The 25,573-nt window shown below is 61.1% G+C and carries 23 protein-coding genes; 7 read left to right on the top strand and 16 right to left on the bottom strand.

What is annotated here, in order from left to right; genetic code table 11:
* Window positions 1-8: 8 nt before the first annotated feature.
* Window positions 9-884 carry an aldose 1-epimerase gene (locus ACYZTW_RS14120; protein WP_462005384.1) on the top strand — a complete coding sequence of 292 codons (876 nt, stop codon included), beginning with the start codon at window positions 9-11 and terminating at the stop codon, window positions 882-884.
* Here the strand turns inward: ACYZTW_RS14120 and ACYZTW_RS14115 are convergent.
* The 13 genes from ACYZTW_RS14115 to pedF all read right to left on the bottom strand — a co-directional run bounded on the left by ACYZTW_RS14115 (window position 869) and on the right by pedF (window position 14,499).
* Window positions 869-2,596 (bottom strand): hybrid sensor histidine kinase/response regulator, encoded by a 1,728-nt coding sequence (locus ACYZTW_RS14115; RefSeq protein WP_462005383.1) that lies wholly within the window; start codon window positions 2,594-2,596, stop codon window positions 869-871. The genes ACYZTW_RS14120 and ACYZTW_RS14115 overlap by 16 nt on opposite strands.
* On the bottom strand, window positions 2,580-3,743 hold the full coding sequence (ercA, locus tag ACYZTW_RS14110) for an alcohol dehydrogenase-like regulatory protein ErcA (protein WP_283184275.1): 1,164 nt from the start codon (window positions 3,741-3,743) through the stop codon (window positions 2,580-2,582). Before ercA ends, ACYZTW_RS14115 begins: the two co-directional genes overlap by 17 nt.
* A 263-nt stretch (window positions 3,744-4,006) precedes the next feature.
* Window positions 4,007-5,149, bottom strand: a complete 1,143-nt coding sequence (gene pqqE, locus ACYZTW_RS14105) for a pyrroloquinoline quinone biosynthesis protein PqqE (protein ID WP_462005382.1) — start codon at window positions 5,147-5,149, stop codon at window positions 4,007-4,009.
* Window positions 5,127-5,399, bottom strand: a complete 273-nt coding sequence (pqqD, locus tag ACYZTW_RS14100) for a pyrroloquinoline quinone biosynthesis peptide chaperone PqqD (RefSeq protein ID WP_046048900.1) — start codon at window positions 5,397-5,399, stop codon at window positions 5,127-5,129. Before pqqD ends, pqqE begins: the two co-directional genes overlap by 23 nt.
* Entirely contained in the window at window positions 5,396-6,148 is a 753-nt protein-coding gene (pqqC, locus tag ACYZTW_RS14095; protein ID WP_462005381.1) for a pyrroloquinoline-quinone synthase PqqC, read from the bottom strand. Before pqqC ends, pqqD begins: the two co-directional genes overlap by 4 nt.
* Before the next feature lie 114 nt (window positions 6,149-6,262).
* Window positions 6,263-7,177, bottom strand: a complete 915-nt coding sequence (gene pqqB / locus ACYZTW_RS14090) for a pyrroloquinoline quinone biosynthesis protein PqqB (protein WP_462005380.1) — start codon at window positions 7,175-7,177, stop codon at window positions 6,263-6,265.
* A 55-nt stretch (window positions 7,178-7,232) separates the two neighbouring features.
* Window positions 7,233-7,304, bottom strand: coding sequence for a pyrroloquinoline quinone precursor peptide PqqA (pqqA, locus tag ACYZTW_RS14085; RefSeq protein ID WP_003253598.1), 72 nt, complete (start codon window positions 7,302-7,304; stop codon window positions 7,233-7,235).
* 259 nt (window positions 7,305-7,563) lie between these two features.
* The gene (gene exaC, locus ACYZTW_RS14080; protein ID WP_462005379.1) at window positions 7,564-9,084 is read right to left on the bottom strand and encodes an acetaldehyde dehydrogenase ExaC; all 1,521 of its coding nucleotides are present in this window, start codon (window positions 9,082-9,084) and stop codon (window positions 7,564-7,566) included.
* Window positions 9,085-9,348: 264 nt separating this feature from the next.
* Complete coding sequence (locus ACYZTW_RS14075) at window positions 9,349-11,127, bottom strand: PQQ-dependent methanol/ethanol family dehydrogenase (protein WP_415767404.1); 1,779 nt, start codon at window positions 11,125-11,127, stop codon at window positions 9,349-9,351.
* A gap of 315 nt (window positions 11,128-11,442) precedes the next feature.
* A complete protein-coding gene (locus tag ACYZTW_RS14070) occupies window positions 11,443-12,381 on the bottom strand; it encodes a quinoprotein relay system zinc metallohydrolase 1 (protein WP_462005378.1) in 939 nt (312 codons plus the stop codon).
* A 16-nt stretch (window positions 12,382-12,397) separates the two neighbouring features.
* Entirely contained in the window at window positions 12,398-13,159 is a 762-nt protein-coding gene (locus tag ACYZTW_RS14065; RefSeq protein WP_462005377.1) for a quinoprotein dehydrogenase-associated SoxYZ-like carrier, read from the bottom strand.
* Window positions 13,159-14,034, bottom strand: a complete 876-nt coding sequence (locus ACYZTW_RS14060) for a substrate-binding periplasmic protein (protein WP_462005376.1) — start codon at window positions 14,032-14,034, stop codon at window positions 13,159-13,161. Before ACYZTW_RS14060 ends, ACYZTW_RS14065 begins: the two co-directional genes overlap by 1 nt.
* A gap of 3 nt (window positions 14,035-14,037) precedes the next feature.
* Window positions 14,038-14,499, bottom strand: coding sequence for a cytochrome c-550 PedF (pedF, locus tag ACYZTW_RS14055; protein WP_462005375.1), 462 nt, complete (start codon window positions 14,497-14,499; stop codon window positions 14,038-14,040).
* Between the two features lie 252 nt (window positions 14,500-14,751).
* Between pedF and ACYZTW_RS14050 the strand changes: the two genes are divergently transcribed.
* The 6 genes from ACYZTW_RS14050 to ACYZTW_RS14025 all read left to right on the top strand — a co-directional run bounded on the left by ACYZTW_RS14050 (window position 14,752) and on the right by ACYZTW_RS14025 (window position 20,125).
* The gene (locus ACYZTW_RS14050; RefSeq protein WP_462005374.1) at window positions 14,752-15,936 is read left to right on the top strand and encodes an ABC transporter substrate-binding protein; all 1,185 of its coding nucleotides are present in this window, start codon (window positions 14,752-14,754) and stop codon (window positions 15,934-15,936) included.
* 40 nt (window positions 15,937-15,976) lie between these two features.
* Window positions 15,977-16,951 (top strand): YVTN family beta-propeller repeat protein, encoded by a 975-nt coding sequence (locus ACYZTW_RS14045; protein ID WP_462005373.1) that lies wholly within the window; start codon window positions 15,977-15,979, stop codon window positions 16,949-16,951.
* The gene (locus ACYZTW_RS14040; protein WP_462005372.1) at window positions 16,948-17,679 is read left to right on the top strand and encodes an ABC transporter ATP-binding protein; all 732 of its coding nucleotides are present in this window, start codon (window positions 16,948-16,950) and stop codon (window positions 17,677-17,679) included. The genes ACYZTW_RS14045 and ACYZTW_RS14040 overlap by 4 nt, the downstream gene beginning before the upstream one ends.
* Window positions 17,676-18,467 (top strand): ABC transporter permease, encoded by a 792-nt coding sequence (locus ACYZTW_RS14035; RefSeq protein ID WP_462005371.1) that lies wholly within the window; start codon window positions 17,676-17,678, stop codon window positions 18,465-18,467. The genes ACYZTW_RS14040 and ACYZTW_RS14035 overlap by 4 nt, the downstream gene beginning before the upstream one ends.
* 381 nt (window positions 18,468-18,848) lie before the next feature.
* Window positions 18,849-19,406 (top strand): PQQ-dependent catabolism-associated CXXCW motif protein, encoded by a 558-nt coding sequence (locus tag ACYZTW_RS14030; RefSeq protein ID WP_462005370.1) that lies wholly within the window; start codon window positions 18,849-18,851, stop codon window positions 19,404-19,406.
* A gap of 56 nt (window positions 19,407-19,462) precedes the next feature.
* Window positions 19,463-20,125: a response regulator transcription factor gene (locus ACYZTW_RS14025; RefSeq protein WP_140679198.1), complete on the top strand. Its 663-nt coding sequence runs from the start codon at window positions 19,463-19,465 to the stop codon at window positions 20,123-20,125.
* Window positions 20,126-20,238: 113 nt separating this feature from the next.
* Here the strand turns inward: ACYZTW_RS14025 and nahK are convergent, their stop codons facing one another.
* The 3 genes from nahK to ACYZTW_RS14010 all read right to left on the bottom strand — a co-directional run bounded on the left by nahK (window position 20,239) and on the right by ACYZTW_RS14010 (window position 25,492).
* Entirely contained in the window at window positions 20,239-22,833 is a 2,595-nt protein-coding gene (gene nahK, locus ACYZTW_RS14020; protein WP_462005754.1) for a hybrid sensor histidine kinase/response regulator NahK/ErcS', read from the bottom strand.
* Window positions 22,802-23,965, bottom strand: a complete 1,164-nt coding sequence (nosP, locus tag ACYZTW_RS14015; protein WP_462005369.1) for a nitric oxide-sensing protein NosP — start codon at window positions 23,963-23,965, stop codon at window positions 22,802-22,804. Before nosP ends, nahK begins: the two co-directional genes overlap by 32 nt.
* Window positions 23,966-24,307: 342 nt before the next feature.
* Window positions 24,308-25,492: a porin gene (locus tag ACYZTW_RS14010; RefSeq protein WP_462005368.1), complete on the bottom strand. Its 1,185-nt coding sequence runs from the start codon at window positions 25,490-25,492 to the stop codon at window positions 24,308-24,310.
* Window positions 25,493-25,573 lie beyond the last annotated feature (81 nt).

The following is a 25,573-nucleotide window of genomic DNA, read 5'->3' as shown; positions in this document are numbered from 1 at the left end:
CAATTGAAATGCCGCCAACATTGCTGAACCTCGAAGACGAATTCACCCACCTCACCCTCGCCCCGCAACTCGGTGGCAGCATCGTCAACTGGAGCGTGCGCAGCACGGGTCTGCCGCTGTTTCGCCATAGCGATGCCCACGCGCTAAACACCGGCCTGCCGGGCAAGCTCGGCTGTTTTCCCTTGGTTCCCTGGTCGAATCGCATTGCCGAAGGGGGTTTCGACGGCCCCGATGGCTGGCTGGCACTGACACCCAACAGCCTCACCGATCCCCTGCCGATTCACGGCAGCGCCTGGCAACAGCCGTGGCAGGTGGTTTCGCAGACGCGCGATGAAGTCGTCCTGCAACTCGACAGCACCACGCCCTTCGCCTATCGCGCCCGGCAACGATTTCACCTGAGCGAAGGCAAGCTGAGTATTGATCTAAAGGTCACCCATCTGGCCGAAAGCCCTGCCTGGCATGGGCTCGGTTTGCATCCTTACTTTCCGCGTACCACGGGCACCCAGTTGCAGGCGCAAGCCCGGCACGTCTGGTTGTGTGACGGGACAAAACTACCGACACACCTCAGCGCGTTGCCGGCCGAATGGGATTTCCAGGCACTCAAGGTGTTGCCCGACACATTGGTCGACAACGGCTTCTGCGCATGGGACGGCCACTGCCTGATCCGCCAGCCAGCGTTGGGCTATGAGCTGGAATGCCGGGCCACGGGCAGCGATTACTACCTGCTCTACTGCCCGGTGGGCCTGGATTTTTTCTGTATCGAACCGGTGAGCCACCCGGTCAACGCGCATCACCTGCCCGGTCGACCGGGGTTGCGTTTGCTGGAGCAAGGCGAGTCAGCCGAGCTCGGTTTCAGCCTGCACTATCGCTACCCCAGCAACTGACTCAGCACCGCGCGCAACTTGCCGGGTTTCACCGGTTTGTTCAGCAGCGGTGCGTCGAGCCGCTGTAATGAGCGCCGACACTGATCCGTGCGGTCTGCGGTGATAATGACCGCCGGAATCGCCTGGCGGTAATGCTCGCGCAAATGCCTGACCACATCACAGCCCACCACCCCGTGATCGAGGTGGTAGTCCGCCAGAATCAGTTCGGGCGGTCGCCCCTGCAAGGCTGCCAGTGCGGAAAATTCATCCGTGGCTGTCACCACTTCGCAGCCCCATTGCCCGAGCAGCGCGCTCATGCTTTCGAGGATGCTCACTTCGTTGTCCAGCACCAGCAAACGCCGGCCCGGCAATGGATTGCCGGTGCCGGGTTGTGGTGCTGCCAGACTGATCGGCAGCGGAATTTCATGGGAAATCGGCACGTCGATGCTGAACATCGAACCGCGCCCCGGCAACGAATGAACCCCGACTTTATAGCCGAGGATCTTGGCGATGCGTTCAACGATCGCCAACCCCAGGCCCACACCTTTGCGGTCGGCGGCGCGTCCGACGTCCAGTTGGTTGAACTCGAGGAAAATCGAATCCAGTCGGTCCGCCGCGATCCCGCGCCCGGTGTCCCAGACTTCCAGGCGCAGCATTTCACCCCGGCGTCTGGCACCCAGCAGGATGCAGCCCTCGTCGGTGTAGCGGCAGGCGTTGCTGAGGAAGTTGCGCAGAATCCGCGTCATCAGGCGCAAGTCCGTGCTGATGGCGTAATCGCCTATGTGCACCCGCAGGTTCAACCCTGCGGCTTGCGCCACTGACTGGAACTCCGACACCAACGGCGCGAGCAATTCGTCGAGGCGGTACAGCGCAATGTCCGGTTTGACCGCCGCCTGATCGAGCCGGGAAATATCCAGCAAATCGGTGAGCAAATCCTCCGCCCCTTCCAACGCTTGGTGAGTACGCTCCACCAGCACTTGCTCGACGTCGGGCAGCTTGCGCTCACGCAGTGTCGAGATCAGCAAACGCGCGGCATTGAGCGGTTGCAGCAGGTCATGACTGGCGGCAGCGAGGTATTTGTCCTTGCTACGGTTGGCGGCCTCGGCGGCGTCCCGGGCATCGCGCAAGGCCTGGGCAATCTGTTTACGCTGGGTGATCTGCTGTTGCAGGTTGCGGTTGGCTTCCAGCAACTCGTCGGTGCGCGCAGTGACGCGCTGCTCCAGTTCGTCGTTGAGTTGCTGCAGGCGCTGCTGGGCGAGTTTGCGTTCAGTGATGTCGGCGACAAAACCTTCCACTAGCCCTTCCTGATCGGGCTTGAGTAACAGGTTCATCAGCACGTCGAGGCTACTGCCATCCTTGCGCCGCAATTGGGTTTCGTACCCGAGCAGGCTACGCTCGCGCTTGAGCAGTTCACCGATGTTTTCCAGCTCTTTAGCCCCGCCGACAAACAGGTTGCTCGCCAGGTCAGCCAGCGAGAACAGCACTTCCTGAGGGTCCTGATAGCCGAGCATCCGTGCCAGGGCCGGGTTGGCGGCGCGCATGCCTTCCAAGAGGCTGGCCTGGAAGATCCCGTGAACCGCGTTTTCGAACAGCCATTTGTAGCGATTGCGCTCGGCTTCCAGCTCGTCAAGGCGCGCGGCCAGTTCCGGGTAATGACTCTTGCGCGCCGAGTGGCTGCCTAATCCCAGTAACCCCGCCAGCGCCCGTTGCTGTTCGTCAGAGGGCTTCGCCATAGACGACCTCGACATCACGCTGACTGGACTCGCGCGGGTTGGTCAGGATGCACGGATCGTGCATGGCGTGTTGCGACAGGAAAGGAATGTCCGCGGTGCTGACCCCGTGCAGGCCAAGGGTTTCGTGGAAGCCAATGGCATGTTTCAGAGCGATCAGATGTTCCACCAGACGCCCGCAAATCTGCCGGTGATTGAGGCCACGGCAATCGATGCCAAAGGTCTCGGCGATCACCTTGAAGCGCTCAGGTGCGGAGCTGTAGTTGAACGCCACCACGTGTTCCACCAGCACCGCGTTGCACAAACCATGAGGCAAATCGAGAAAACCACCGAGGCTGTGGGACATGGCATGCACCGCGCCGAGGATCGCGTTGGAGAACGCCAGCCCGGCCTGCATGCTACCGAGCATGATCTTCTCGCGCAGGGCAATGTCGTTGGGGTTGGCGATCATCTGCACCAGGTTGCCGTTGATCAGGCGCATCGCCTCCAGCGCATGGGGATCGGTCAACGGCCCATGACCGGTGGACACAAACGCTTCGATGGCATGCACCAACGCATCGATGCCGGTACAGGCCGACAGGAACGGGTCCATGCTCAACGTGGTTTCCGGGTCGATCAACGACACGTCCGGCACCACCGCCTTACTGACGATGGAGAACTTCATGCGTTCTTGCTGGTTGGAGATGATCACGAATTGCGAGACATCGGCCGAGGTCCCGGCGGTGGTCGGAATCAGGATCAGCGGCGGGCTCGGGACACGGATGGTGTCCACGCCTTCGAATTCGAGGATGCTGCGTCCATGGGCGACGACAATGCCGATGCCTTTGCCGCAATCCATCGGGCTGCCGCCACCGACGGCCACGATCACATCGCAATGATTTTCCCGGTACAGGTCGGCGCCGAGCATTACTTCTTCGACCCGCGGGTTGGGCGAGACCGCGCTGTACAGGAAATACTCGATGCCCTGAGCTTGCAGGCTGGCCTCGACATCGGCGACCCAACCGGCCGCAATCACACCGGGATCGCTGACCAACAGCACCTTACGGGCGCCAAAGGTTTTGGCGCAATTGCCGACGTTGTGCCGGCAGCCGGCACCAAAGATGATTTCAGGCGAAACGAATTTACGCAGCTGACTGAGACTCTGGCTCATTGGAAAGCCTGTTTTTATTGTTTTGGAAGGTAACGTCCACACTAAAGCATCCGGTGGTGAATGCAATCAGACCAATGGGTAGCAGGCTGGTGTACTCAGACTCTGAATTCACCGGATACCCCCTGTGGGAGCGAACTGTGGCGAGGGGATTTATCTCCGTTGGGTGGCGCAGCCGCCCCAAAATCTTGGGCCTGCTTCGCAGTCCAGCGGGGATAAATCCCCTCGCCACAGTTCGCTCCCACAGGGGAGTAGTGTTGCTTTATTCATCCGCGATAGATCAGTCGCGAAGCCTTCTCGTTACGCAACGTCAGGTGTTCCATGCCCAGCCCCGGTGCCTCGGCTTCCTCGCGGGCCTTTAGAATCATGCCGTGGTGCGGGGATTTGCTGCACACCGGGTCCGCGTTGGCGGCGTCACCGGTCAGCATGAATGCCTGGCAGCGACAGCCGCCCAGATCCTTGTGCTTTTCATCGCAGGAGCGGCACGGCTCTTTCATCCAGTCATCGCCACGAAAGCGATTGAAACCGAACGACTCCGTCCAGATGTGCTCGATACTGTGCTCGCGCACATTGGGAAACTGCACCGGCAACTGTCGGGCGCTGTGGCAAGGCAACGCCGTGCCGTCGGGGGTGATGTCGAGAAACAGGTTGGCCCAGCCGTTCATGCAGGTTTTGGGACGCTCTTCGTAGTAATCCGGGGTGACGAAGATCAGCTTGCACGGGTGGCCCTGCGCCTCAAGACGCTCGCGATACTCGTTAGTGATGCGCTCGGCACGCTGCAATTGTTCGCGCGTGGGCAACAGGCCGACGCGGTTGAGCTCGGCCCAGCCGTAGAACTGGCACGTCGCCAATTCGACGAAATCCGCTTCCAGCTCCAGGCACAAGTCGATGATCTGTGCGATCTGGTCGATGTTGTGCCGATGGGTGACGAAGTTCAGCACCATCGGGTAGCCCTGGGCCTTTACCGCCCGGGCCATGGCGAGTTTCTGGGCGAAGGCCTTGCGCGAACCGGCGAGCATGTTGTTCACCGCTTCGTCGGCGGCCTGGAAGCTGATCTGGATATGGTCCAGCCCCGCGACCTTGAAATCGCGTACTTTCTGCTCGGTCAGGCCAATGCCCGAGGTGATCAGGTTGGTGTAATAACCCATGTCCCGGGCGGCCTTGATCAGCTCGGCCAGGTCCTGACGTACTAACGGCTCGCCGCCGGAAAATCCCAGTTGCGCGGCCCCCATCTCCCGGGCTTCGCGGAACACCCGGATCCATTCTTCGGTGCTCAATTCCTCGCCCTGCCGGGCGAAGTCCAGCGGGTTGGAGCAATACGGGCATTGCAGCGGGCAACGGTAGGTCAGCTCCGCCAACAGCCACAGCGGCGGGCCCGGAGGCGAGTCACTCGATCCAGAATTGAGCATGGGCCACCTCCAGAAACGCCAACACATCTTCGTCGATCCCCGGCACGCCGGGGAAACTCTCAGACAGTCGATCAATGATCGCCGCGACGCTGCGCTGGCCGTCCACCAGATCGAGGATCTGCCCGGCACTGGTGTTGAGTTTGATCATGCCTTCGGGGTACAGCAGCACGTGACAGTCCTGACGAGGTTCCCATTGCAGGCGAAAACCCTGACGCAGCGACGGTGATTGCTCGCGGTTGATCAGGCTCACAGGGCAATCCCCCGGTGCCAGACCTGCTCCGTGGTGACGGTGTGATACGGCGGGCGCTCCAGCTCGTAGGCCATGCTCATGGCGTCGAGCATGCTCCACAGCACGTCGAGCTTGAATTGCAGAATTTCCAGCATGCGTTGCTGGCCTTCGACCGTGACGTAGTGCGCCAGGGTGATACGCAAGCCATGCTCGACATCCCGTCGCGCCTGACTCAGGCGAGTACGGAAATAGTCGTAACCACTGACGTCGATCCACGGGTAATGGGTCGGCCAGGCATCGAGCCGGGATTGATGGATCTGTGGCGCAAACAGCTCGGTCAGCGAACTGCTGGCGGCTTCCTGCCAACAGGCGCGACGGGCGAAATTGACATAGGCGTCGACGGCGAAACGGACACCGGGCAGCACCAATTCCTGTGAAAGGATTTGCTCGCGATCCAGGCCCACCGCTTCGCCCAGCCGCAGCCAGGCTTCGATCCCGCCTTCGCTGCCGGGTGCACCGTCGTGATCGAGTATCCGTTGCAGCCATTCCCGGCGTACGTCGCGGTCCAGGCAGTTGGCGAGAATCGCTGCGTCCTTCAGGGGGATGTTCACCTGGTAGTAGAAGCGATTGGCGACCCAGCCCTGAATCTGCTCGCGGGTTGATCGGCCGGCGTACATGGTTTGGTGGAATGGATGGTGGATGTGGTAATAGGCGCCTTTGGCTCGCAGGGCCGCTTCGAATTCGGCGGGGGTCATTGGGGTGTCAGTCATTGCGGTTCTCCGAAAAACTGCGGTGTCTGGTCTGGCGTCTTCGCGAGCAGGCTCGCTCCCACAGGGGAATGCGATCCACTATGGGAGCGAGCCTGCTCGCGAAAGGGCCCTCCGCTACAGCACAATACTCATGCCGTCATAGGCCACTTCGATCCCGCGCCGCTCCAGCAACGCCCGCTCGGCCGAGTCTTCATCGAGGATCGGGTTGGTGTTGTTGATGTGGATCAGCACCTTGCGCTGGCGGGTGAAGCCTTCAAGGATGTCGAGCATGCCGCCAGGGCCGCTTTGCGACAGGTGACCCATTTCACTGCCCAGGTTCTGGCCGACTTCGCAGATTCGCATCTCGTCGTCGCGCCACAAGGTGCCGTCCAGCAACAGGCAATCGGCGCGTTGCATCCAGCTCAGAACCTCGTCGTCGACCTGTCCAAGACCCGGCGCGTAGAACAGCGAAGCACCGCTGCGCCGGTCTTCGACAAACAGTCCGATGGTGTCGCCTGGCTGCGGATTGCCGCGATTGGGCGAATACGGCGGTGCGTTGCTGACCAAGGGGATCGCGCGAAATCGCAGGTGTGCACACGCCGGGATGCTGAACGGCTCGCGGGCCAACCCGACCGGTTGCCACTGCAACCCGCCGTTCCAGTGCTTGAGCATGGTGAACAACGGGAAGCCGCTGCTCAGGTCTTCATGAACCCGTTCGGTGCACCAGACCGAATGCGGGCAGCCCTCGCGCAGGCTCAACAGGCCGGTGCAATGGTCGATCTGGCTGTCCAGCAGGACGACGCCGGCAATCGCCGTGTCACGCACCCGACGTGCTGGTTGCAGCGGCGCGAAACTCTCAAGTTGCGCGCGAATGTCCGGTGAAGCATTGCACAGCACCCAATCCACATCGTTGTCGCTCAGGGCAATCGAGGATTGTGTGCGCCGTTGGGCCCGCAGGCTGCCATTGCGCATCGCGGCGCACTGGCGGCAGTTGCAATTCCATTGCGGAAAACCACCGCCAGCGGCGGATCCGAGAACGCGAATATGCATGGGCAATGCTCCAGAAGGCAGGCCCGGCCAACGTAGCGGCTGGCCGGGTGAACAATCAGCGGTTGGCGAAATACATCGTCACTTCGAAGCCAATGCGCAGATCGGTAAACGCGGGTTTAGTCCACATGGGTCAATCCTCTTCTTGTGCCGGACGATTCCGGTAAAGCCATTAATGCACGGGGCGCCAGGCACCCGAATGCTACTTTCGAACGAGGTGGCGGCGTGCATTGGTAGGGGGTGTTGCGGGGTTTTTCAGTACACACAAAACCAATGTGGGAGCGAGCCTGCTCGCGAAGGCGGTCTGACAATCAACATCAATGTTGAATGTGCTGGCCTCTTCGCGAGCAGGCTCGCTCCCACAGGGGGGTTGCGGCGTGCTTATCGGATCAGAAGAACCCCATCGGATTGATGTCGTAGCTCACCAGCAGGTTTTTGGTCTGCTGATAATGGTCGAGCATCATCTTGTGGTTTTCACGACCGACGCCGGACTTCTTGTAGCCACCAAACGCGGCGTGGGCCGGGTACAGGTGGTAGCAGTTGGTCCAGACACGCCCGGCCTTGATCGCGCGGCCCATGCGGTAGGCGCGGTTGATGTCGCGGGTCCACAGACCGGCACCGAGACCGAACTCGCTGTCGTTGGCAATCGCCAAGGCTTCGGCTTCGTCCTTGAAGGTGGTGATACCCACCACCGGGCCGAAGATTTCTTCCTGGAACACGCGCATTTTGTTGTGGCCCTTGAGCAGGGTCGGCTGGATGTAATAACCCGTCGACAAGTCGCCCTCAAGACGTTCGGCCGCGCCGCCGGTGAGCAGCTCGGCGCCCTCCTCCTGAGCAATTTTCAGGTACGAGAGGATCTTGTCGTATTGCTGCTCGGACGCCTGGGCGCCGACCATGGTTTCGGTATCCAGCGGGTTGCCGCGCTTGATCTTGACGATCTTCTTCATCACCACTTTCATGAAGTCGTCGTAGATCGATTCCTGCACCAAGGCCCGGGACGGACAGGTGCAGACTTCGCCTTGGTTGAAGAACGCCAGCACCAGGCCTTCGGCGGCTTTCTCGATGAACTGTGGCTCGGCTTGCATGATGTCTTCGAAGAAAATGTTCGGCGACTTGCCGCCCAGCTCGACGGTGCTCGGAATGATGTTCTCGGCCGCGCATTTCATGATGTGCGCGCCAATCGGGGTGGAACCGGTGAAGGCGATCTTGGCGATGCGCTTGCTGGTGGCCAGCGCCTCACCCGCTTCGCGACCGAAGCCCTGGACGATGTTCAGCACACCGGCCGGCAGCAAATCGGCGATCAGCTCGGCGAAGACCATGATCGACAGCGGCGTCTGCTCGGCGGGTTTGAGTACCACGCAGTTACCGGCGGCCAGGGCCGGGGCGAGTTTCCAGGCGGCCATCAGCAGCGGGAAGTTCCACGGAATGATCTGTCCGACCACGCCCAGCGGCTCGTGGAAGTGATAGGCCGTCGTCAGCTCGTTGATCTCGGCGGCGCCGCCCTCTTGAGCGCGGATGCAACCGGCAAAGTAACGGAAATGGTCGGCGGCCAGCGGCACGTCGGCGTTGAGGGTCTCGCGCACGGCTTTGCCGTTGTCCCAGGTTTCGGCGACGGCGAGGATTTCGAGGTTTTGCTCGACGCGGTCGGCGATTTTCAGCAGCACCAGGGAGCGGTCCTGCGCCGAGGTCTTGCCCCAGGCATCGGCGGCCGCGTGGGCAGCGTCGAGGGCTTTGTCGATGTCGGCGGCGCTGGAGCGCGGGAACTCGGCGATCACTTCACCGTTGACCGGTGAGGTGTTGGTGAAGTACTCGCCATTGACCGGCGGCACGAACTCACCGCCGATGAAATTGCCGTAGCGCGGTTTGAAGGAAACGATGGCGCCGGGTGTGCCGGGTTGTGCATAGATCATGGTGGGCCTCTGTCTGGGTCGATGCCTGTCGGGCAAACAGGCGATGAACCGATAGTAGAGAGCCCCACGCGTCAGACGAATGCGCCGTTGGCAGGAGGACTCTCGTTATTTGGTAGTAGATTTGCCCACATCTACCTGTGGCAAATCTCACTGTAGGAGTGAGCCTGCTCGCGATGACGGAGTGTCAGTCAGCATCACTTTTGACTGGAAGTCCGCTATCGCGAGCAGGCTCACTCCTACAGGGGTTATGCGAGGGTTTCAGGGTTAGTGTTTGGCGACGACCAGGTCTTTCGGCAACTTGAACGTCCAAAGCATGCCGCCCTGGTTGAAGTCCTTGATGCGCTTGGCCACTTCGCCGCCCCACAGCGGTACGGCACCGCCCCAACCGGACAACACCGAGACGTACTGCTCGCCGTCCATTTCCCAGGTCACAGGCGAGCCGAGAACGCCGGAGCCGGTCTGGAATTCCCAGACCTTCTCGCCGGTCTTGGCATTGAACGCCTGCAGGAAACCTTCTGGCGTGCCGGTGAACACCAGGTTGCCCTTGGTGGTCAGCACGCCGCCCCACAGCGGCGCGTAGTTCTTGTGGCGCCAGACTTCCTTGCCGGTTTTCGGGTCAATGGCGCGCAGCACGCCGATGTAGTCTTCATTCAACGGTTTGATGGTGAAACCGGCACCGAGGAACGCCGCGCCTTTTTTGTAGGCGATGCCTTCGTTCCAGATGTCCATGCCCCATTCGTTGGACGGCACGTAGAACAGCCCGGTGTCCTTGTTGTAGGCCATCGGCATCCAGTTTTTCGCGCCGAGGAACGCCGGGGCTACGAATACTGAACTGCCTTTGGCTTCGGTACCCGGTGCACCTGGACGGCTGGCTTCGTTGTAGATCGGCCGACCGTCTTTATCCAGGCCGGTGGCCCAGGTGATTTTGTCCACGAACGGGAAGCCGCGAATGAATTTGCCGTTGGTGCGGTCCAGCACATAGAAGAAACCGTTACGGTCAGCAGTCGCTGCGGCTTTGATCTCTTTGCCGCCTTCGGTGTAGTTGAACGAGACCAGCTCATTCACGCCGTCATAGTCCCAGCCGTCGTGAGGTGTGCTCTGGAAGTGCCATTTGATGGTGCCGTCATCCGGATTGAGCGCCAGACGCGACGACGAGTAGAGGTTGTCGCCAGGACGCAGGTGCGAGTTCCACGGCGCCGGGTTGCCGGTGCCGAACAGCAGCAGATTGGTTTCAGGGTCGTAGTAACCGCCTAGCCAAGGCGCCGCGCCACCGGTTTTCCAGAGATCGCCGGGCCAGGTCTTGCCAGCTTCACCGCCGGAGATACCGTTCTCCACCGCTTTGCCGTCCTTGTAGACATAACCCATGTGGCCTTCGACGGTGGGTCGGGTCCACAGCAGGTCGCCGTTTTTCGGGTCGTAGGCTTCGATTTTGCCGACCACCCCGAACTCGCCACCGGCGACACCGGTGATCAGTTTGCCGTTGATCACCAACGGCGCGGCGCTGATCGAATAGCCTTCCTTATGGTCGGCGACTTTCTTGCTCCAGACAACCTTGCCGGTGTCTTTGTTCAGGGCCACGAGCTTGGCGTCGAGGGTGCCGAAAATCACCAGGTCGCCGTACAGCGCGACACCACGGTTGATCACGTCGCAGCAAGGGCGGATGTCATCGGGCAGGCGCGCATCGTATTGCCAAAGCTTCTTGCCGGTGCGCGCATCCACCGCAAACACTCGCGAGTAGGAACCGGTCATGTACATCACGCCGTCCTTGATCATCGGCTGTGCTTGCTGACCGCGTTGTTTTTCACCCCCAAAGGAGAACGCCCAGACCGGCCGCAAGTCCTTCACGTTGTTGACGTTGAGCGTATCCAGCGGACTGTAGCGCTGACCCTGGACGCCTAGACCGTTGGTGACGATCTGCTCCGGGTTCTTGGGGTCCTGGAGAATGTCTTGATCGGTGACGCCGGCCAGCGCGGTGCCGGACAACAGCATGGCACTGAGCAGCACGCTCAAGACGAAGGGTTGGCGACGTGCGGGTTGGGTCATGACGGCTACCTCTGCAGTTTTTGTTATACCCGGGAAATTTTCCCGGTCTGGTGCAGATTCTTGGGCGCCGCCGCCCTTGGAACAATTGCCCGCAGTGCTGAGATTGCTAGTTCCTTAGTACCGGGTCGAATGATGCCAACGAGTTAGGGTTCACCTCGACCTGTAGCAGCTGGCGGAGCCTGCGTTCGGCTGCGTAGCAGTCGTAAAATCAGCGCTCGCGGTGCATCTGGAAAATCGTGCAAACCGGATTTACGACTGCTACGCAGCCGAACGCAGGCTTCGCCAGCTGCTACAAGGGGTTGTGTCGCCGCTAGGTCATTTGTCCGCGGCGGAATCGACGCGGGTCATTTGTGCGCGCTCGTAACGCGGGTACAAATGGCTGACGCTGCGGATCAGCTCGTAACGACTCAGAGTAATCCCGGCGAAACGCTCGGGAATGGGGCTGCGGATCATCTCGGCCATGTCGCTGCCGTTGGCGGCGCCATCGCGCATGAGCTGATCGAGCCAGGTGAGGTAGTCGCGCATTTGCTCGAACGGCAGTTGATCGCTGGCCACCGGCCCATGGCCGGGAACGATCAGCGTCCACGGCAAGCCTTGCAGGGTGGCGATGTCCGCCAGCCACACCGCCAACCCCGGACTGTTGGGCGTGGTGAGCGCCCGTTGGTAAAACACCAGGTCCCCGGCAAACAACACGCCGGTTTTCTGGTCGAGAATAGCCAGATCCGCGCCCGTGTGCCCACCCAGGCCCAGCAGACGTAGATCGTGATTCCCAAAACTTCGCACGCCGGGCGTCAGCGTCCGGGTCGGCAACACCACTTCGGTGCCGCGCATCCAGTCGCCCACCAGGCGATACATGTTCTCGGCCATGGCATCGCCCTGCTGATGCAGCAGCTCGGTGGTGCCAGCCAACGCGCCGATCGGCACGTCAGTGAAGGCCTGGTTGCCGAGCACATGATCAGGATGATGATGGGTCAGCAGCACCTCGATCACCGGTTTATCGGTGGTCGCGGCAATGGCTTTGCGCATCGCTTCGCCGTAGCGTTTCGACGGCCCGGTGTCGATCACCACCACGCCGCGCTCGGTGACGATGAACGCGGTGTTGACGATGTTGCCGCCATTGGCCTTGGCAAAATTGTCGGTGCTGCCTTCCAGCAGCCAGGTGTCTTCGGCGATCTGTCGGGGCTTGAGTGAGTACTCGAAGTCGGCCAGGGCCGGCAGGCTCAAACCGATGAACAACAGCAGCATCCAGCGCATCACGCGCTCCTTTGGGTCAGGGTATGGCCGCATCGAATTGATTGCCGCTGTTGTCGCGCAGCAACAGCCGCGTCTGCCCTGCTCCTTCGATATCAAAGGCCAGGTTGGGGTTTTCGCTGACGGCGGGAAACAGCTCAAGACGGGCCAACAGCTGATCGTTTTGGTCCCGCAGTTCAGCATGGTTGATGAAAAACTCGGGAATGCCGCTGACCATGCCGTTGTCCATCGGATGCGCTACCTGCAAACGCACACGGCTGAACTCGCCACGGGGATAACGCCCGCCCAGCACTTCGCCGATATGGTCTTCCCAACCTGGCTGAGTGCGCACCACACTCGGCGCCGTGCAACCGCCGCCCGCCGCGTCGATCAGCGCCGAGCCGACATGCCAGATCCCATCGCGGGTCAGTACCGCCGCGCGCAACGGCGTGGCCTGTTCGATACGGATGCGGATCGACAGCCACGGCAGCACGCGGTCGAGCGGCTGGAAATCGACAATTTTCGGCAAAGGGTTGAGTTCGGCCCAGGCGAGGATTTTCACCACTTCGCCCTTGAACGCCCGCGCGTCGATTTCCAGCGGCACTTGCCGGGCATCTTCGGCGAATGGCGGCGCCAGCAGCTTGACCCGCTCGTCGAACACGAACGGCGCATCGCCGAGCATTTGCTTGTGATAGAAGGCCCACATCACCGAGGGCACCGGGTCTTTGCCCGGATCGATGTCCACAGCGTGCGCGGCGATGGGTAGCCAACAGGCCAATAAACAACCCGCTCGCCAATTCACTACTGATACATCTCGGGCACGTCATAGCGCAGGCCGTAGTGGCCATAAATGGTCTTGACCGAACCCTCGCGGATCAAGGCTTCCAGCGCCTCTTCCACGGCATAGGCCAGTTGACGGTTGCTTTCGTGCACCGCCATGCCGATCTCCCAAAGCTGCTTGCCCATGTTCGGGTAGGCGTTTTCCGCCAGCGCCACTTGCGGGTCCGCCGCTTCATGCACTTGCCAGTCGATCTCACCGCGCATGGCCATGACTGCGTCGACTTCACCGGCCTTCATGGCCGCGAACGCTTGAGGCACACCGGGATAGTGATGCGTTTTGGCGGCAAGCATGCCGTTGAACACCGAGGTCAGGTAGAACGACGGCACGCTGTCGACTTCGACGCCGATCGGGTGGTGCTCGAACACGGCGACGCTGCCCACCGACTCCAGCCGGCGACGGTCATAGGCGACCTGCCATTGTTCGTTCTGGTACGGCCCGAACATCACCACATGGCCGTTTTCCAGCTCACCCAGTTCATTGCGCTTTTGCGCGTAGTCGCGGTCGTACGGCACGCGCATCATCAGGTCGGCCAGTTGCAGATCGTGCAACTGACTGGCACGCCAGATGTAATCGCGCAGGTCGTCATCGAGCTTCTCGCCGGCCGGCGCCCAAATCAACGTCAGGCGTACACCGAGAGCCTTGGCCAATGCTTCGGCGAGTTCGACATCAACGCCACGGGCCTGGCCGGCGTCTTCAAAACTGTAGGGGGCGAAGTCCTTGTAGACCGCCACTTTCAGCTCCCCGGCGGCGATCATTTCGTCATAGGTACGGACCTGCGCCTGCACTGCCTGGCAGCACAGCAACACAGCGCTGATCAACACAGCGAGCAGGCGCATGGATTACTCCTCGACGTGAACGCTGTCCAGATAGGTGCGCACCGCCCACAAGGCTTCCTGGCTCAGGTAGTCGGCCATCTTCGGCATGTAGACCCGGCCGTCACGCACGGCGCCATGGCGCACGCGTTCGACGAACCACTCATCACCGGCATCAGCGACATCGAGCATGCGCAAATCGGGGGCGATGCCGCCGGATTTGGCTTCCAGGCCATGGCAGGCCGCACAGTTCTGGTTGTACGCCGAGGAGCCGATTTCCAGGGCCTTATCATGTTCCGGCGAAGTGCGGTAAGGGTTCACCGATGCCCAACCATCGGCATCGACCGGTACGCCGGCGTCCTTGATCGGGGTCAGGCCCGGGGTTTCCACCGCTTGCGGCACCACATTGCCGTGGGCCCAGACGGAACCTGCGCTGATAAAACCGGCCAGCAGTCCGGCAACGAGTAAGGCGCTGCGTTTTGTTTTCATTGTTATGCCCTCTTGATTGCACGCAAAACCTCTGTGAAGAGGCTATGGCACCCATCTTAAGAACGGCTTCGCGCAAGCCCCATGCTGCTTTGGTGGCCGCCGCCTAGTTCCTTGGTAGTAGGGCTTGTGGCGCGCACCCGGGTACGCTTCCGGCGCCTTTACTACCTTGGTACTGGCTCACTGGTACTTTCTGCATATTTCCTTCTGCCTCGCAGGCTTCCTATGCTGGCGCTACCTGTAATGGAGAGCCCTATGCGCCAGCTTGCCCCTTACGCCCTGATCTACCTGTTGGCGATTGCCTGCGCCGCCGGGCTGGCGACCCAGAGCCAGGCTTCCGACGCGCCGTTGCAGGTGCAGATCGGCTACCTGGGGTATCGCCCTGACCCGGGCCCGTTGCTGTCGAACGTCATTCCCGAACCAGTCGATGCCGGGCGGCGTGGCGCCGAACTGGCGATCACTGACAGTAACAGCACCGGGCGTTTCCTCAACCAGAGCTACAGCCTGGTCAGCGCCAACGTCGACAATCCGGATGCCCTGGTCGAAGAGGCCAAGGCTCAGCATGAACAAGGTCTGCGCCTGTTTGTCGTCAACGCACCGGCCGCCAGCCTGCGCCGGCTCAGCACCGTGTTACCCGACAGTTTGCTGTTCAACGCCGGCAGCCCCGACGACAGCCTGCGCGCCACCGACTGCCTGCCGAACGTGCTGCACAGCCTGCCGAGCCGGGCGATGCTGGCCGATGCGCTGGCGCAATTTCTGGTGGTGCGCAAATGGCAACGGGCGCTACTGATCGTCGGCCCGACCCCGGACGATCAAGCCTATGCCGCCGCGCTGCGCCGCGCCGCCAAACGCTTCGGCCTGAAACTGGTCGCGGAAAAAGCCTGGAGTTTCGACAACGATCAGCGTCGCAGCGCCCAGGCCGACATGCCGCTGTTCACCCAGACCGCCGAGTACGACGTGGTGCTGGTCGCGGATGAACGGGGCGATTTCGGCGAATACGTGCCCTACCAGACCTGGTACCCACGGCCGGTCGCCGGCACTCAGGGGCTGACCCCGGTGGGCTGGCACAAAACCGTGGAAACCTACGGCGCCGCCCAGTTGCAGAAACGCTTCGAAGCCCTGGCCGGGCGCTGGATGAATGATCGGGATTTCGCCGCGTGGATCGCCGTGCGCAGCATCGCCAGTGCGGTGAGCAAACTGCGTCAGGCCGATCCGATGGCGATCCGTACGCTTGAAATCAGCGATCAATTGCCGCTGGACGGTTTCAAGGGTCGCAAGCTCAGTTATCGACCGTGGAACGGCCAGTTGCGTCAGCCGATCCCCATTGTGCAACCCCGGGCGTTGGTCAGCACTTCGCCCCAGGACGGTTTCCTGCACCCGTTCAACGAAATGGACAGCCTGGGCTACGACAAACCCGAAGTGACCTGCCGCTTTCCCTAATCCAACTTTCCACAAGAACTACAACAAAAAGGAATCCGCCATGCGCCGCACCCTGCTCTGCCGCTCCCTGCTTTTCTGGGCCCTGCTGCTCGCCGCCGGGCAGGCCGCGGCCAGCACCGCCTGGGTCTCCAACGAAAAGGACAACAGCCTGAGTCTGATCGACCTGCAGACCCTGCAAGTCACCGACACCCTGCCCGTCGGCCAGCGCCCGCGTGGCCTGCTGCTGTCCCACGACAACAAGCTGCTGTACATCTGCGCCAGTGACTCGGACCGGGTCCAGGTGATGGACGTCGCCACGCGCAAAATCATCAAGGAGCTGCCCTCGGGCAAAGACCCTGAGCAGTTCGCCCTGCACCCCAACAATCGCTGGCTGTACGTTTCCAACGAAGACGATGCGCTGGTGACGGTGATCGACACCGAAACTTCCAAGGTGCTGAGCCAGATCAACGTCGGCGTCGAACCCGAGGGCATGGCCGTCAGCCCCGACGGCAAGTGGGCGGTGAACACCAGCGAAACCACCAACATGCTGCACTGGATCGACACCAGCACCCAGACCCTGGCCGACAGCACACTGGTGGATCAGCGGCCGCGCTTCGTCGAGTTCACGCCGGATGGCTCGAAGCTCTGGGCCTCGGCGGAAATCGGCGGCACGGTGACCATTCTCGACGTTGCCACCCGCAAGATCCTCAAGACCCTGACCTTCCAGATCAAGGGCGTGCACCCGGACAAAGTCCAGCCGGTGGGCATCAAACTCAGCGCTGACGGCAAGTACGGTTTCGTCGCCCTCGGCCCGGCCAATCATGTGGCGGTGATCGACGCCAAGACTTTCGAGATTCTTGATTACCTGTTGGTCGGGCGACGAGTCTGGCAGATGTCGTTTACCCCGGATCAAAAACAATTGCTGGCCACCAACGGCGTCAGCGGCGACGTGTCGGTGATTGATGTCGACAGCCTCAAGGTCACCCAATCGATCAAGGTCGGGCGCTATCCGTGGGGCGTGGTGGTGACGCCATGAACGCACTCGAAGTCAGCGAGCTGAGTTTCGCTTATGGTGCGAAAGAAGCGTTGCGTCAGGTGAGTTTCAGCCTGGCGCTTGGCCGTTTTGCTGCATTGCTGGGGCCAAACGGCGCGGGCAAATCGACGCTGATCGCCCTGCTCACTCGACTCTACGATGTGCAGCGCGGCGACATCCGCGTCGGCGGTTGTTCGTTGCGCAACGCAGCGCGTCCGGCTCTCAAGCAATTGGGTGTGGTGTTTCAGCAAAGCACGTTGGACCTGGACCTCAGCGTCGAGCAAAACCTGCGTTATCACGCCGCGCTGCATGGGATGTCCCGGCGTCAGACCGGCCTGCGGGTCGACGCCGAACTGGCTCGTCAGGCCTTGACCGAACGCCGTCGCGAGCGGGTCCGCGAACTCAATGGCGGCCACCGTCGCCGGGTGGAGATCGCCCGTGCGTTGCTGCATGAACCGCGCCTGCTGCTGCTCGACGAAGCCAGCGTCGGCCTCGACCCGGCCAGCCGGCTGGCGCTCAATCAACACATCCGCAGTTTGTGCCGCGAGCAAGGCATCAGCGTGCTTTGGACCACTCACTTACTCGATGAAGTACAGCCGAGCGACGACTTGTTGATCCTTCATCAGGGCCGGCTGGTCGCCAGCGGACAAGCCGACGCCCTGAGCCTGGAGCACGGTGGTGACCTGGGTTCGGCCTTCACTCGACTGACGACTTCAGGAGCCGCCCAATGAATGCCTACTGGCAATGTTTCAGCGGCATCGTGCTGCGTGAATGGCTGCGTTTTGTGTTGCAGCGCACGCGGTTTCTCAGCGCACTGGTGCGGCCGTTGCTGTGGCTGCTGGTGTTCGCCGCCGGTTTTCGCGCGGCACTCGGGATCGCGATCATCGAGCCCTATGACACCTACATTCCCTACGAGGTCTACATCATTCCCGGGCTGGCTTGCATGATCCTGCTGTTCAACGGCATGCAAGGTTCGCTGTCGATGGTCTACGACCGGGAAATGGGCAGCATGCGCGTGCTACTGACCAGTCCCCTGCCCCGAACCTTCCTGTTGTGCAGCAAGTTGTTGGCCACCTCGCTGATCTCGCTTTTACAGGTCTATGCCTTCCTGGCAATTGCCTGGGTGTACGGCGTGCAACCACCGGCCATGGGGCTGTTGTTTGCGTTGCCGGCGTTGCTGCTGGTGGCGTTGATGCTCAGCGCGTTGGGCCTGCTGCTCTCCAATGCGATTCGTCAGCTGGAGAACTTTGCCGGGGTGATGAATTTCGTGATCTTCCCGCTGTTTTTCCTGTCGTCGGCACTGTATCCGCTGTGGAAGATGCGCGAGTCCAGCGAGTGGTTGTACGGGTTGTGTGCCCTGAACCCGTTCACCCATGCGGTGGAACTGGTGCGGTTTGCCCTGTATGAACGCTTCAATCCGTTGGCGCTGGCGGTGTGCGCGGGGCTGACCCTGGTGTTCGCCCTACTCGCCGTACTCACCTTCAACCCGCAACATGCCGCCTTACGCAAATCCAACTGAAAACACGATTCCCTGTGGGAGCGAGTCTGCTCGCGATAGCGGTGTATCAGCCAACGATAATGCTGGATGTGATGGCCCCATCGCGAGCAGGCTCGCTCCCACAGTTGATCTGAGGTGTTCACATATTTTTTTTTCACACACCATTCAGTGTGGGAGCGAGCCTGCTCGCGATAGCGGTGTGTCAGTCAACATCAATGCTGGATGTGATGGCCTCTTCGCGAGCAGGCTCGCTCCCACAGTTGTTCTGAGGTGTACACAGGCAAAGCACCCGGCAATCCGGGCAAAATTACTACTTTAGTACTGGTTTCCCTGTCTATCGTCGCATTCCAATCGCACCGAGACTGGCATGTAATAGGTTCATAACTATAAGGATTGAACCCCATGCCGCGTGCCCGACGTCGTCTGCTGCGCCCTTCTCTCGCTGCGCTATCGCTGAGCCTGTTGCTGGGTGTCGCGCAGGCCGAAACCCCGCTGTTTTCCGCCGACGGCTATCGCATCGGTCTGTACCGCAGCCCGACCCCGAATCAAGTACAGGGCGCCGGAATCATCGATACCGCCGCCCTGCAAACCCTGCTGACCCAGACACCGCGTCCGGTGCTGATCGACGTCTACCGCCGTCAGTGGTTGCAAGGACGTTTCATCGAGGACCAGCCCCACGAAAACCTGCCCGGCAGCCATTGGCTGGCCAATACCGGCGACGGTGACCTGACGCCCGACTGGCAGGACTATTTTGCGCGTAAGCTGAACACATTGACCGCAGGCGATCTCGCGCAACCGCTGGTCTTCTACTGCCGCGCCGATTGCTGGCTGAGCTGGAATGCGGTGAAGCGCGCCGCCGCCATGGGCTATAAGACGCTGTATTGGTATCGCGACGGCCTGGACGCCTGGCAGGCCGCCAACCTGCCGGTGACACCCGCCCAGCCCGAGCCCTTTCCCTGACTTTAACGCGTGCGTGTTGTTGCCACACCCTAATCAAAATAATGAGGTGAAAGGCTATGTACAAAATTCTGATTGCCGACGATCACCCGCTGTTTCGCGAAGCCATTCATAACGTCATCAGCGACGGTTTTCCGGGCAGCGAGGTGATGGAAACCGCCGACCTGGACAGCGCCCTGGTGCTGACTCAGGAACATGACGACCTGGACCTGATCCTGCTCGACCTGAACATGCCCGGCATGCACGGCCTCAATGGCCTGATCAACCTGCGCAACGAGGCGCCGACCATTCCGGTGGTGATCGTCTCGGCCGAGCAGGACAAACAAGTCGTGTTGCAAGCCATCACTTACGGCGCAGTGGGTTTCATCACCAAATCCTCGCCACGGGTGCAGATGACCGAAGCCATCCAGCAGATCCTCAACGGCAATGTCTACTTGCCGCCGGACATCATCCGCACGCAAAAATGCGGTTCAAGGCGCATGAACGATGCCCCAAGCTTCCCACCTGAACTGCTCCAGGCCTTGACCCGCAAGCAGTTGCTGGTGCTCGAACGCATGACCAAGGGCGAGTCGAACAAACAGATTGCCTACACCCTGGAAATCGCCGAAACCACGGTCAAGGCCCACGTCTCGGCGATCCTGCGCAAACTCAATGTGCACAATCGGGTGCAGGCCATTTTGAGTGCCGGGGATATTGATTTCGGGTCTTACTTACGGCGTTGAGACCGAGTCGCCTTCATCGCGAGCAAGCTCGCTCCCACATTGGATCTGAGTGAACTCGGTCAAATGTGGGAGCGAGCTTGCTCGCGATGGGGCCAGTGATCACACCAGAAGACTCAGGGCCTGCCGAGCAAATGACTCATCGCTGTCTTGAGCTTCATCGGCCGCACCGGTTTGTGCATCAGGGTGTGGCCCAGCTCACGAATCTGCTGCTTGAGTTCATTGCTGTAATTAGCGGTAATCATCATCGCCGGAATGGCCGAGCCGCGACGGGCGTTGATCCGGGCCACGGCATCGACCCCGTTCTGATCGTCATCCAAGTGATAGTCGGCGATCAACAGGTCTGCTTCTTCGTGATAGTTGTCCACTTGCCGCGCCAGGTCCTGCTCGGACAGCGCCGTGACCACCAGACACCCCCACCCTTCGAGCAACGTGCGCATCCCGGCGCAAATAGCCGCGTCGTTATCCAGCACCCACACCCGCGCCCCACGCAGACGTTCAAGCATCGGCTCACTCATCAGCAGGCTCGGCAGAGCCTTGGGTGCCGTGGCGCTGAGCGGCACTTCGACCGAGAACATCGAGCCTTTGCCCGGCCACGAACGCACATGAATGCGGTGACCGAGAATCCCGGCGATTTTTTCAACGATCGCCAGGCCCAGACCTAACCCGCGATCCTGATCTGGACGCTGTACATCACCGCGTTTGAATTCCTGAAAAATCTCCTCGAGGCGGTTTTCGGCGATGCCCATGCCGCTGTCCCAGACCTCGATCGACAGGCGCTGGTGATGACGCCGGCAACCGAGCACCACACGACCGCTGTAGGTGTAGCGAATGGCGTTGCTCAGCAGATTTCGAAGGATCCGCGCCAGCAACTGAATGTCGCTGCGCACCAGTGCCGAACAGGGGATGAAATGCAGTTCCAGACCTTCGCTGCGAGCCACCTGGGTGTATTCGGCCGCGAGGTTTTCCAGCAATTCGCTCAGGGCGAACGGCGCAATGTCGGCCTTGATCACCCCGGCATCCAGTTTGGAGATGTCGACCAGCGTACCCAGCAGGTTCTCCACATCTTCCAGAGAGTTGCTGACATTACGCACCAAAATCGCATTGGCCACCGGCTCCCGCCGTTCGAGCAACGCGCTGGTAAACAGCCGCGCGGCGTTGAGCGGTTGCAGCAGGTCATGACTGACGGCGGCGAGAAACTTGGTCTTCGACAGGTTGGCCTGCTCGGCCTCGAGCTTGGCTTCGCGCAGGCGAGACTCCGCCCGCCGACGCTCGTCGATCTCGCGCAGTAATTGGTCGTTGAGCGTCGTCAGTTCCGCCGTCCGTTCGCGCACCCGCAACTCTAGATTCTGATAGGCCTGGTGCAGCGCCTCGGCGGTGCGACGGCGTTCGGTGATGTCGCGGATCAACACGAAAATCCCCACCACTTCCCCGGTGGCCAGGCGATTGGGTACGTAGGAGCGCAGCATGTAGCGCTCCTGATTGTTGATGTTGGTTTCGGCGAACTCGAACGTCACGCTCTCGCCGGCCAGGGCCCGTGCCACATAGTCTTCCAGACGCTGGTAATGCTGCTCGCTGTGGACTTCACGCAGGCTCTGCCCAAGCATCACGCCCCGAGGCCAGCAGTACCATTCTTCATACACCTTGTTGGTGAACTCGTAGACCAGATCGGCATTCAGGTAGGCAATCAACGCCGGCACATGGTCGGTGATCAGGCGGATCCAGCGCTCGCTTTCGCTCAGCGCTTCGGCGTGTTGGTAGCGTTCGGTGATGTCGGTGAAGGTGTTGACGAAACCGCCGGTGGGCAACGGATGGGTGCGGATTTCCAGCACCCGGCCATCGTAGAGACGTTGCTCGCGTTCCTGCACAGGCCGTCCGTTTACATCGCGACTGGCCGGGGTCAACAGGTTCAATTCGCTGTCGGCGATCACTTCGGCAAACGGACGATGGGCCGCTACCGGGGCCAAGCCGCTGAGTTCGAGGAAACGCCGGTTCCACAGCTCCAGAATGCCCTCGGCGTTGACCATCGCCACCCCTTGGGACAGGTTGTCGACCGCCCGTTGCAACAAATGCGATTTCTGCGCCACCGCCTGCTCGCGGCGCACGGTTTCGCTGAGTTTGACGTCGGTAATGTCGGTGAACAGGATCACCCGCCCGCCTTCCTGGGTGGGCCTTTCGCTGACTTGCAACCAGCGGCCGTTCTGCAGGCGATAGAACAGGTTTTCGTCGGCATGCCCGCGCGGCTCTTCAGTGAACAGCCCGGTGGCGGACATCAGCCGCTTGACCTCGGCCAGGCGCATGCCGGCGTTGATTCGCACCCGGCTGTTGCCCCAGAAAGCCTTGAAGCGGCTGTTGAACAACACGATCCGCTGGTCTGCATCGAACAGCACAAAGGCGTCGGAAATGCTCTCGATGGCATCGATCAAGTGTTGATGCGCGGTCTCCGCGCGCAGGCGCGCTTCGCTGAGCAAGTGGTTGCCCGACTTGAGTTCGGCCATGGCCTGGTTCAAGGCGTCGGTGCGCTCACGCACCTGTTCGGCCAGCACCACCGAATGCTGGAACGCCGCGTACGGGTCATTGCCGCGGGTGATGCCGGACTCGATGCGCTCGATCAGCGCGCCATTGATGCGCTGCAGTTTGTGGTTGTCGCACTGCAGGCTGGCGATCTGCGCTTGAAGATCAGCGGTGTCCAGGGGACCGGCCTCGGGCAATGGCAACCCCGGTGAAGGTTTGGTTGATGTGCATGCCATTGAACTGTTCTCCGTAGGTGTTGAAACCCATCACCCGTTGGTCACGCAAAAACGTTCCGATCTGCTCGAGACTGCCGCCGTCTTCCAGTTCCAGACGCCTGAGAAAGCAGTCGCAGCCGATGGTCAGCAACAGATCGCCAAGGCGCTCCTGCAAGCCTTCGAACAGCGTTTGCAGATTCGGCAGCATTGGGCCTGGCGTCATGACGGTGAGGACAATGCCGTTTTCCACCGCGCAGTAGAAACTCAGGCTCAGGTCCGGGTGAACCTGCTGGATCGCCCGCACGTAATACTGATCGTTGATCCGCACGGCCAAAGGGTGCGCGGCGAAGATCCGATGATCGAGCTCCGCCACCGGCACGCCGATGTGCCGGGCGTATTCCTCGGCGGCAGGTTCGGCGTTGAGCTCAAAGACCCGACGCGAAGCGCTGTCAGCGCCGGTGACCACCAGTTTTTCCGCCCTCGGCAAGATGTGGTGAGTGGTGAACACCTCGAAATCCAGCCAGGTATTGACCAGCACCACCACCGCCGCGCCGCTGTGGAACTCGCCATTAAAATAAACGTGGGTGTGGGTCAGGTAATTGTCGTCGCCGGCCGAACCGCCAAAATGCGGGATGTCGCCCAGCGCCGCACTCAGGGCTGCGAGGACCATTTCTTCACGACTGGACAACCCATCGAGCAGGGTCAGCGCAAAGCTGTTGCCCTTGATCGGTGCCTGGGTGTTGCTGCGACAGCCACTGACCAGTCGCTCGACCATTTGCTGGGCGTCGATCAGGCTGAAGCGCTCCATCTCGTCGATCAGTTCGGCGTCGATGGAAAAATGCCGATGATCGAAGCCCACCGCCGTAACACAGTTGCGGCCGTAGCCAAGGGGCGTGATTTCCCCCGCGCTGGTGCAACCCACCAGGCGAATGCCGCCGAAGCTTTGTTGCAAGGCCTGACCCAGCGCCTGCAAGTCGTACTCGGCGGAACAGAAGAACAGCACGAAGCCCAAGTGCGGATGCAACAGTTGTCGCGCCAGCTCCTGGGCCACCTGTTGGGCATCGGTGGCCTGGGACATTGCGCTGACCACACCTTCACTCTGGACCTGCTGCATCGTCGCCTCCCGCAGGTGCGCATGTATGAGGCTCGAGTGTACGAAGCCTGTGAGCTGCAACGTATGCTACTTGGGTAGCGGGTAGCCGCTTCGATGGGATGAGAGTCTGATAACCATTCAGGCGCGATCCACACTCCGTAGCAGCTGTCGAGCCTGCGAGGCTGCGTCCGGCTGCGCAGCAGTCGTGAAATCAGACAATGCGGTGTTTTAGGAAAACCTCGCACTCAGGTTTTGCGACTGCTGCGCAGCCGGACGCAGCCTCGCAGGCTCGACAGCTGCTACGGAGCCGAGCTTAGGCTTCAAAAGCGGCTATGGTTCGAGAGCTCACTCAGCACGATGGACTTACCAGGTCAGCACCGCCCCCACCGCAAAGGTGTCGGTGTCTTCGTCCTGGGCATTGGTGTCGTGGCCGTTGATTGCGAACTGGTTGTACTCGGCCACCAGCTTGAGGTTGTCGTTGACGTCATGGAACAGCGCAATACCGCTCGTTTCGTAGTCCGCGCCGCTGCCGACCACGCCATTGCCATCGTCGTTGGTCTTGCCGTAAGACAAGGCCAGCCGGTTCTTGCCCAGTTTGTAGGAGCCCTGCAGCAGGTAACCGTCACTGTCGACATTGCGCAGGGTCGGTTCGCCGGCGTTGTTGGTGAAGAACGGGTTGATGCCCTTGGCCTGGAAGCCGGAGCCGGTGAGGGACAAGCCGCCCATTTTCGCCTGCACGCCATAGCCGACGCCTTTGGAGGTGACGGACTGGACGGTGGAATCGGTGTTGTCCGACGTCTGGTAGCTGCCGTTGACCCAGCTGTAAATCTTCGCCCCGGCGAGGTCGAACTGATAGGTGATCTCGCTTTCGGTACGCGGGTTCTCTTGGTAAGCCTTGCCTGTCGGGCTGCTGTCGTTGGTGTCCACCGGGTCCATGATCCCCACGGCCACCCGCAAACCCTCCATCACCGGCGTGCGGTAGGTGATCTGTGAAGTCGGGAACGGATACGGATAACCCGTGCCGATGTTGCCGAACGACACCCCGCCACCGTCCACCAGCCCCAGGGAATCGCTGACCTGGCCGTAACCGGCGAGCATTTCATCCAGCAGGATGTTGGAACGGGCAAACAGGCCGAAGTCCTTGCCGATCAACACTTCGCCCCACTCCGGGTTGGCCACCGTGCCGTAGAACTGCCGCACGTCGATGGCGGTGTCGGTGCCGTTGGTTTCGCTGTCGTTGATGGTCACCCAGAAGGAGGACCGGGCGCCAAGCTTGAGGTCATCGACCTGCTTGCTCATGTTGAAGCCCAGATAGTTGGGCAGAAACCCCATCTTCACACGCGCCTGTCGCCGGTCGAACTGGTCGCCGGCACGGTCCACTTTGCTGTTCACATAGAAGGCGTTGATGTAGCCATCGGTGGAAAACGTGGTCTGGTCCTTGTCGTACAGCATGATCTCGGCTTGGGCCATCGAGCTCAAACCGAGGGTCGACAGGCTGGCGATGAAGGCAGGCAAGAAACGATGCTTGATGTTCTTATTGTTGTGCATGACGCGCTCCGCAGCGGGGGACTGGATGTCGGAGGCGATTATCGAAAGCTGACCGGCGGCGTCATACGCTGCCTTGGAGGC

This window comes from Pseudomonas sp. LB3P25 (genome assembly GCF_054897985.1).
Note: the sequence above shows the minus strand (reverse complement) of the source record. Positions and strands in the feature narration are given on the sequence as shown.

Excerpts from the sequence above, each read along its gene's own strand:
- ACYZTW_RS14045 (WP_462005373.1), top strand. The coding sequence starts at position 15,977 with ATGCGCCGCACCCTGCTCTGCCGCTCCCTGCTTTTCTGGGCCCTGCTG.
- pqqE (WP_462005382.1), bottom strand. The coding sequence starts at position 5,149 with ATGCTCAATTCTGGATCGAGTGACTCGCCTCCGGGCCCGCCGCTGTGG.
- pqqC (WP_462005381.1), bottom strand. The coding sequence starts at position 6,148 with ATGACTGACACCCCAATGACCCCCGCCGAATTCGAAGCGGCCCTGCGA.
- pedF (WP_462005375.1), bottom strand. The coding sequence starts at position 14,499 with ATGAAAACAAAACGCAGCGCCTTACTCGTTGCCGGACTGCTGGCCGGT.
- ACYZTW_RS14120 (WP_462005384.1), top strand. The coding sequence starts at position 9 with ATGCCGCCAACATTGCTGAACCTCGAAGACGAATTCACCCACCTCACC.
- ercA (WP_283184275.1), bottom strand. The coding sequence starts at position 3,743 with ATGAGCCAGAGTCTCAGTCAGCTGCGTAAATTCGTTTCGCCTGAAATC.
- ACYZTW_RS14115 (WP_462005383.1), bottom strand. The coding sequence starts at position 2,596 with ATGGCGAAGCCCTCTGACGAACAGCAACGGGCGCTGGCGGGGTTACTG.
- nosP (WP_462005369.1), bottom strand. The coding sequence starts at position 23,965 with ATGCAGCAGGTCCAGAGTGAAGGTGTGGTCAGCGCAATGTCCCAGGCC.
- ACYZTW_RS14070 (WP_462005378.1), bottom strand. The coding sequence starts at position 12,381 with ATGCGCTGGATGCTGCTGTTGTTCATCGGTTTGAGCCTGCCGGCCCTG.
- ACYZTW_RS14035 (WP_462005371.1), top strand. The coding sequence starts at position 17,676 with ATGAATGCCTACTGGCAATGTTTCAGCGGCATCGTGCTGCGTGAATGG.
- ACYZTW_RS14040 (WP_462005372.1), top strand. The coding sequence starts at position 16,948 with ATGAACGCACTCGAAGTCAGCGAGCTGAGTTTCGCTTATGGTGCGAAA.
- pqqB (WP_462005380.1), bottom strand. The coding sequence starts at position 7,177 with ATGCATATTCGCGTTCTCGGATCCGCCGCTGGCGGTGGTTTTCCGCAA.
- ACYZTW_RS14025 (WP_140679198.1), top strand. The coding sequence starts at position 19,463 with ATGTACAAAATTCTGATTGCCGACGATCACCCGCTGTTTCGCGAAGCC.
- ACYZTW_RS14075 (WP_415767404.1), bottom strand. The coding sequence starts at position 11,127 with ATGACCCAACCCGCACGTCGCCAACCCTTCGTCTTGAGCGTGCTGCTC.
- exaC (WP_462005379.1), bottom strand. The coding sequence starts at position 9,084 with ATGATCTATGCACAACCCGGCACACCCGGCGCCATCGTTTCCTTCAAA.
- ACYZTW_RS14050 (WP_462005374.1), top strand. The coding sequence starts at position 14,752 with ATGCGCCAGCTTGCCCCTTACGCCCTGATCTACCTGTTGGCGATTGCC.
- ACYZTW_RS14030 (WP_462005370.1), top strand. The coding sequence starts at position 18,849 with ATGCCGCGTGCCCGACGTCGTCTGCTGCGCCCTTCTCTCGCTGCGCTA.
- ACYZTW_RS14060 (WP_462005376.1), bottom strand. The coding sequence starts at position 14,034 with ATGCGCCTGCTCGCTGTGTTGATCAGCGCTGTGTTGCTGTGCTGCCAG.
- ACYZTW_RS14010 (WP_462005368.1), bottom strand. The coding sequence starts at position 25,492 with ATGCACAACAATAAGAACATCAAGCATCGTTTCTTGCCTGCCTTCATC.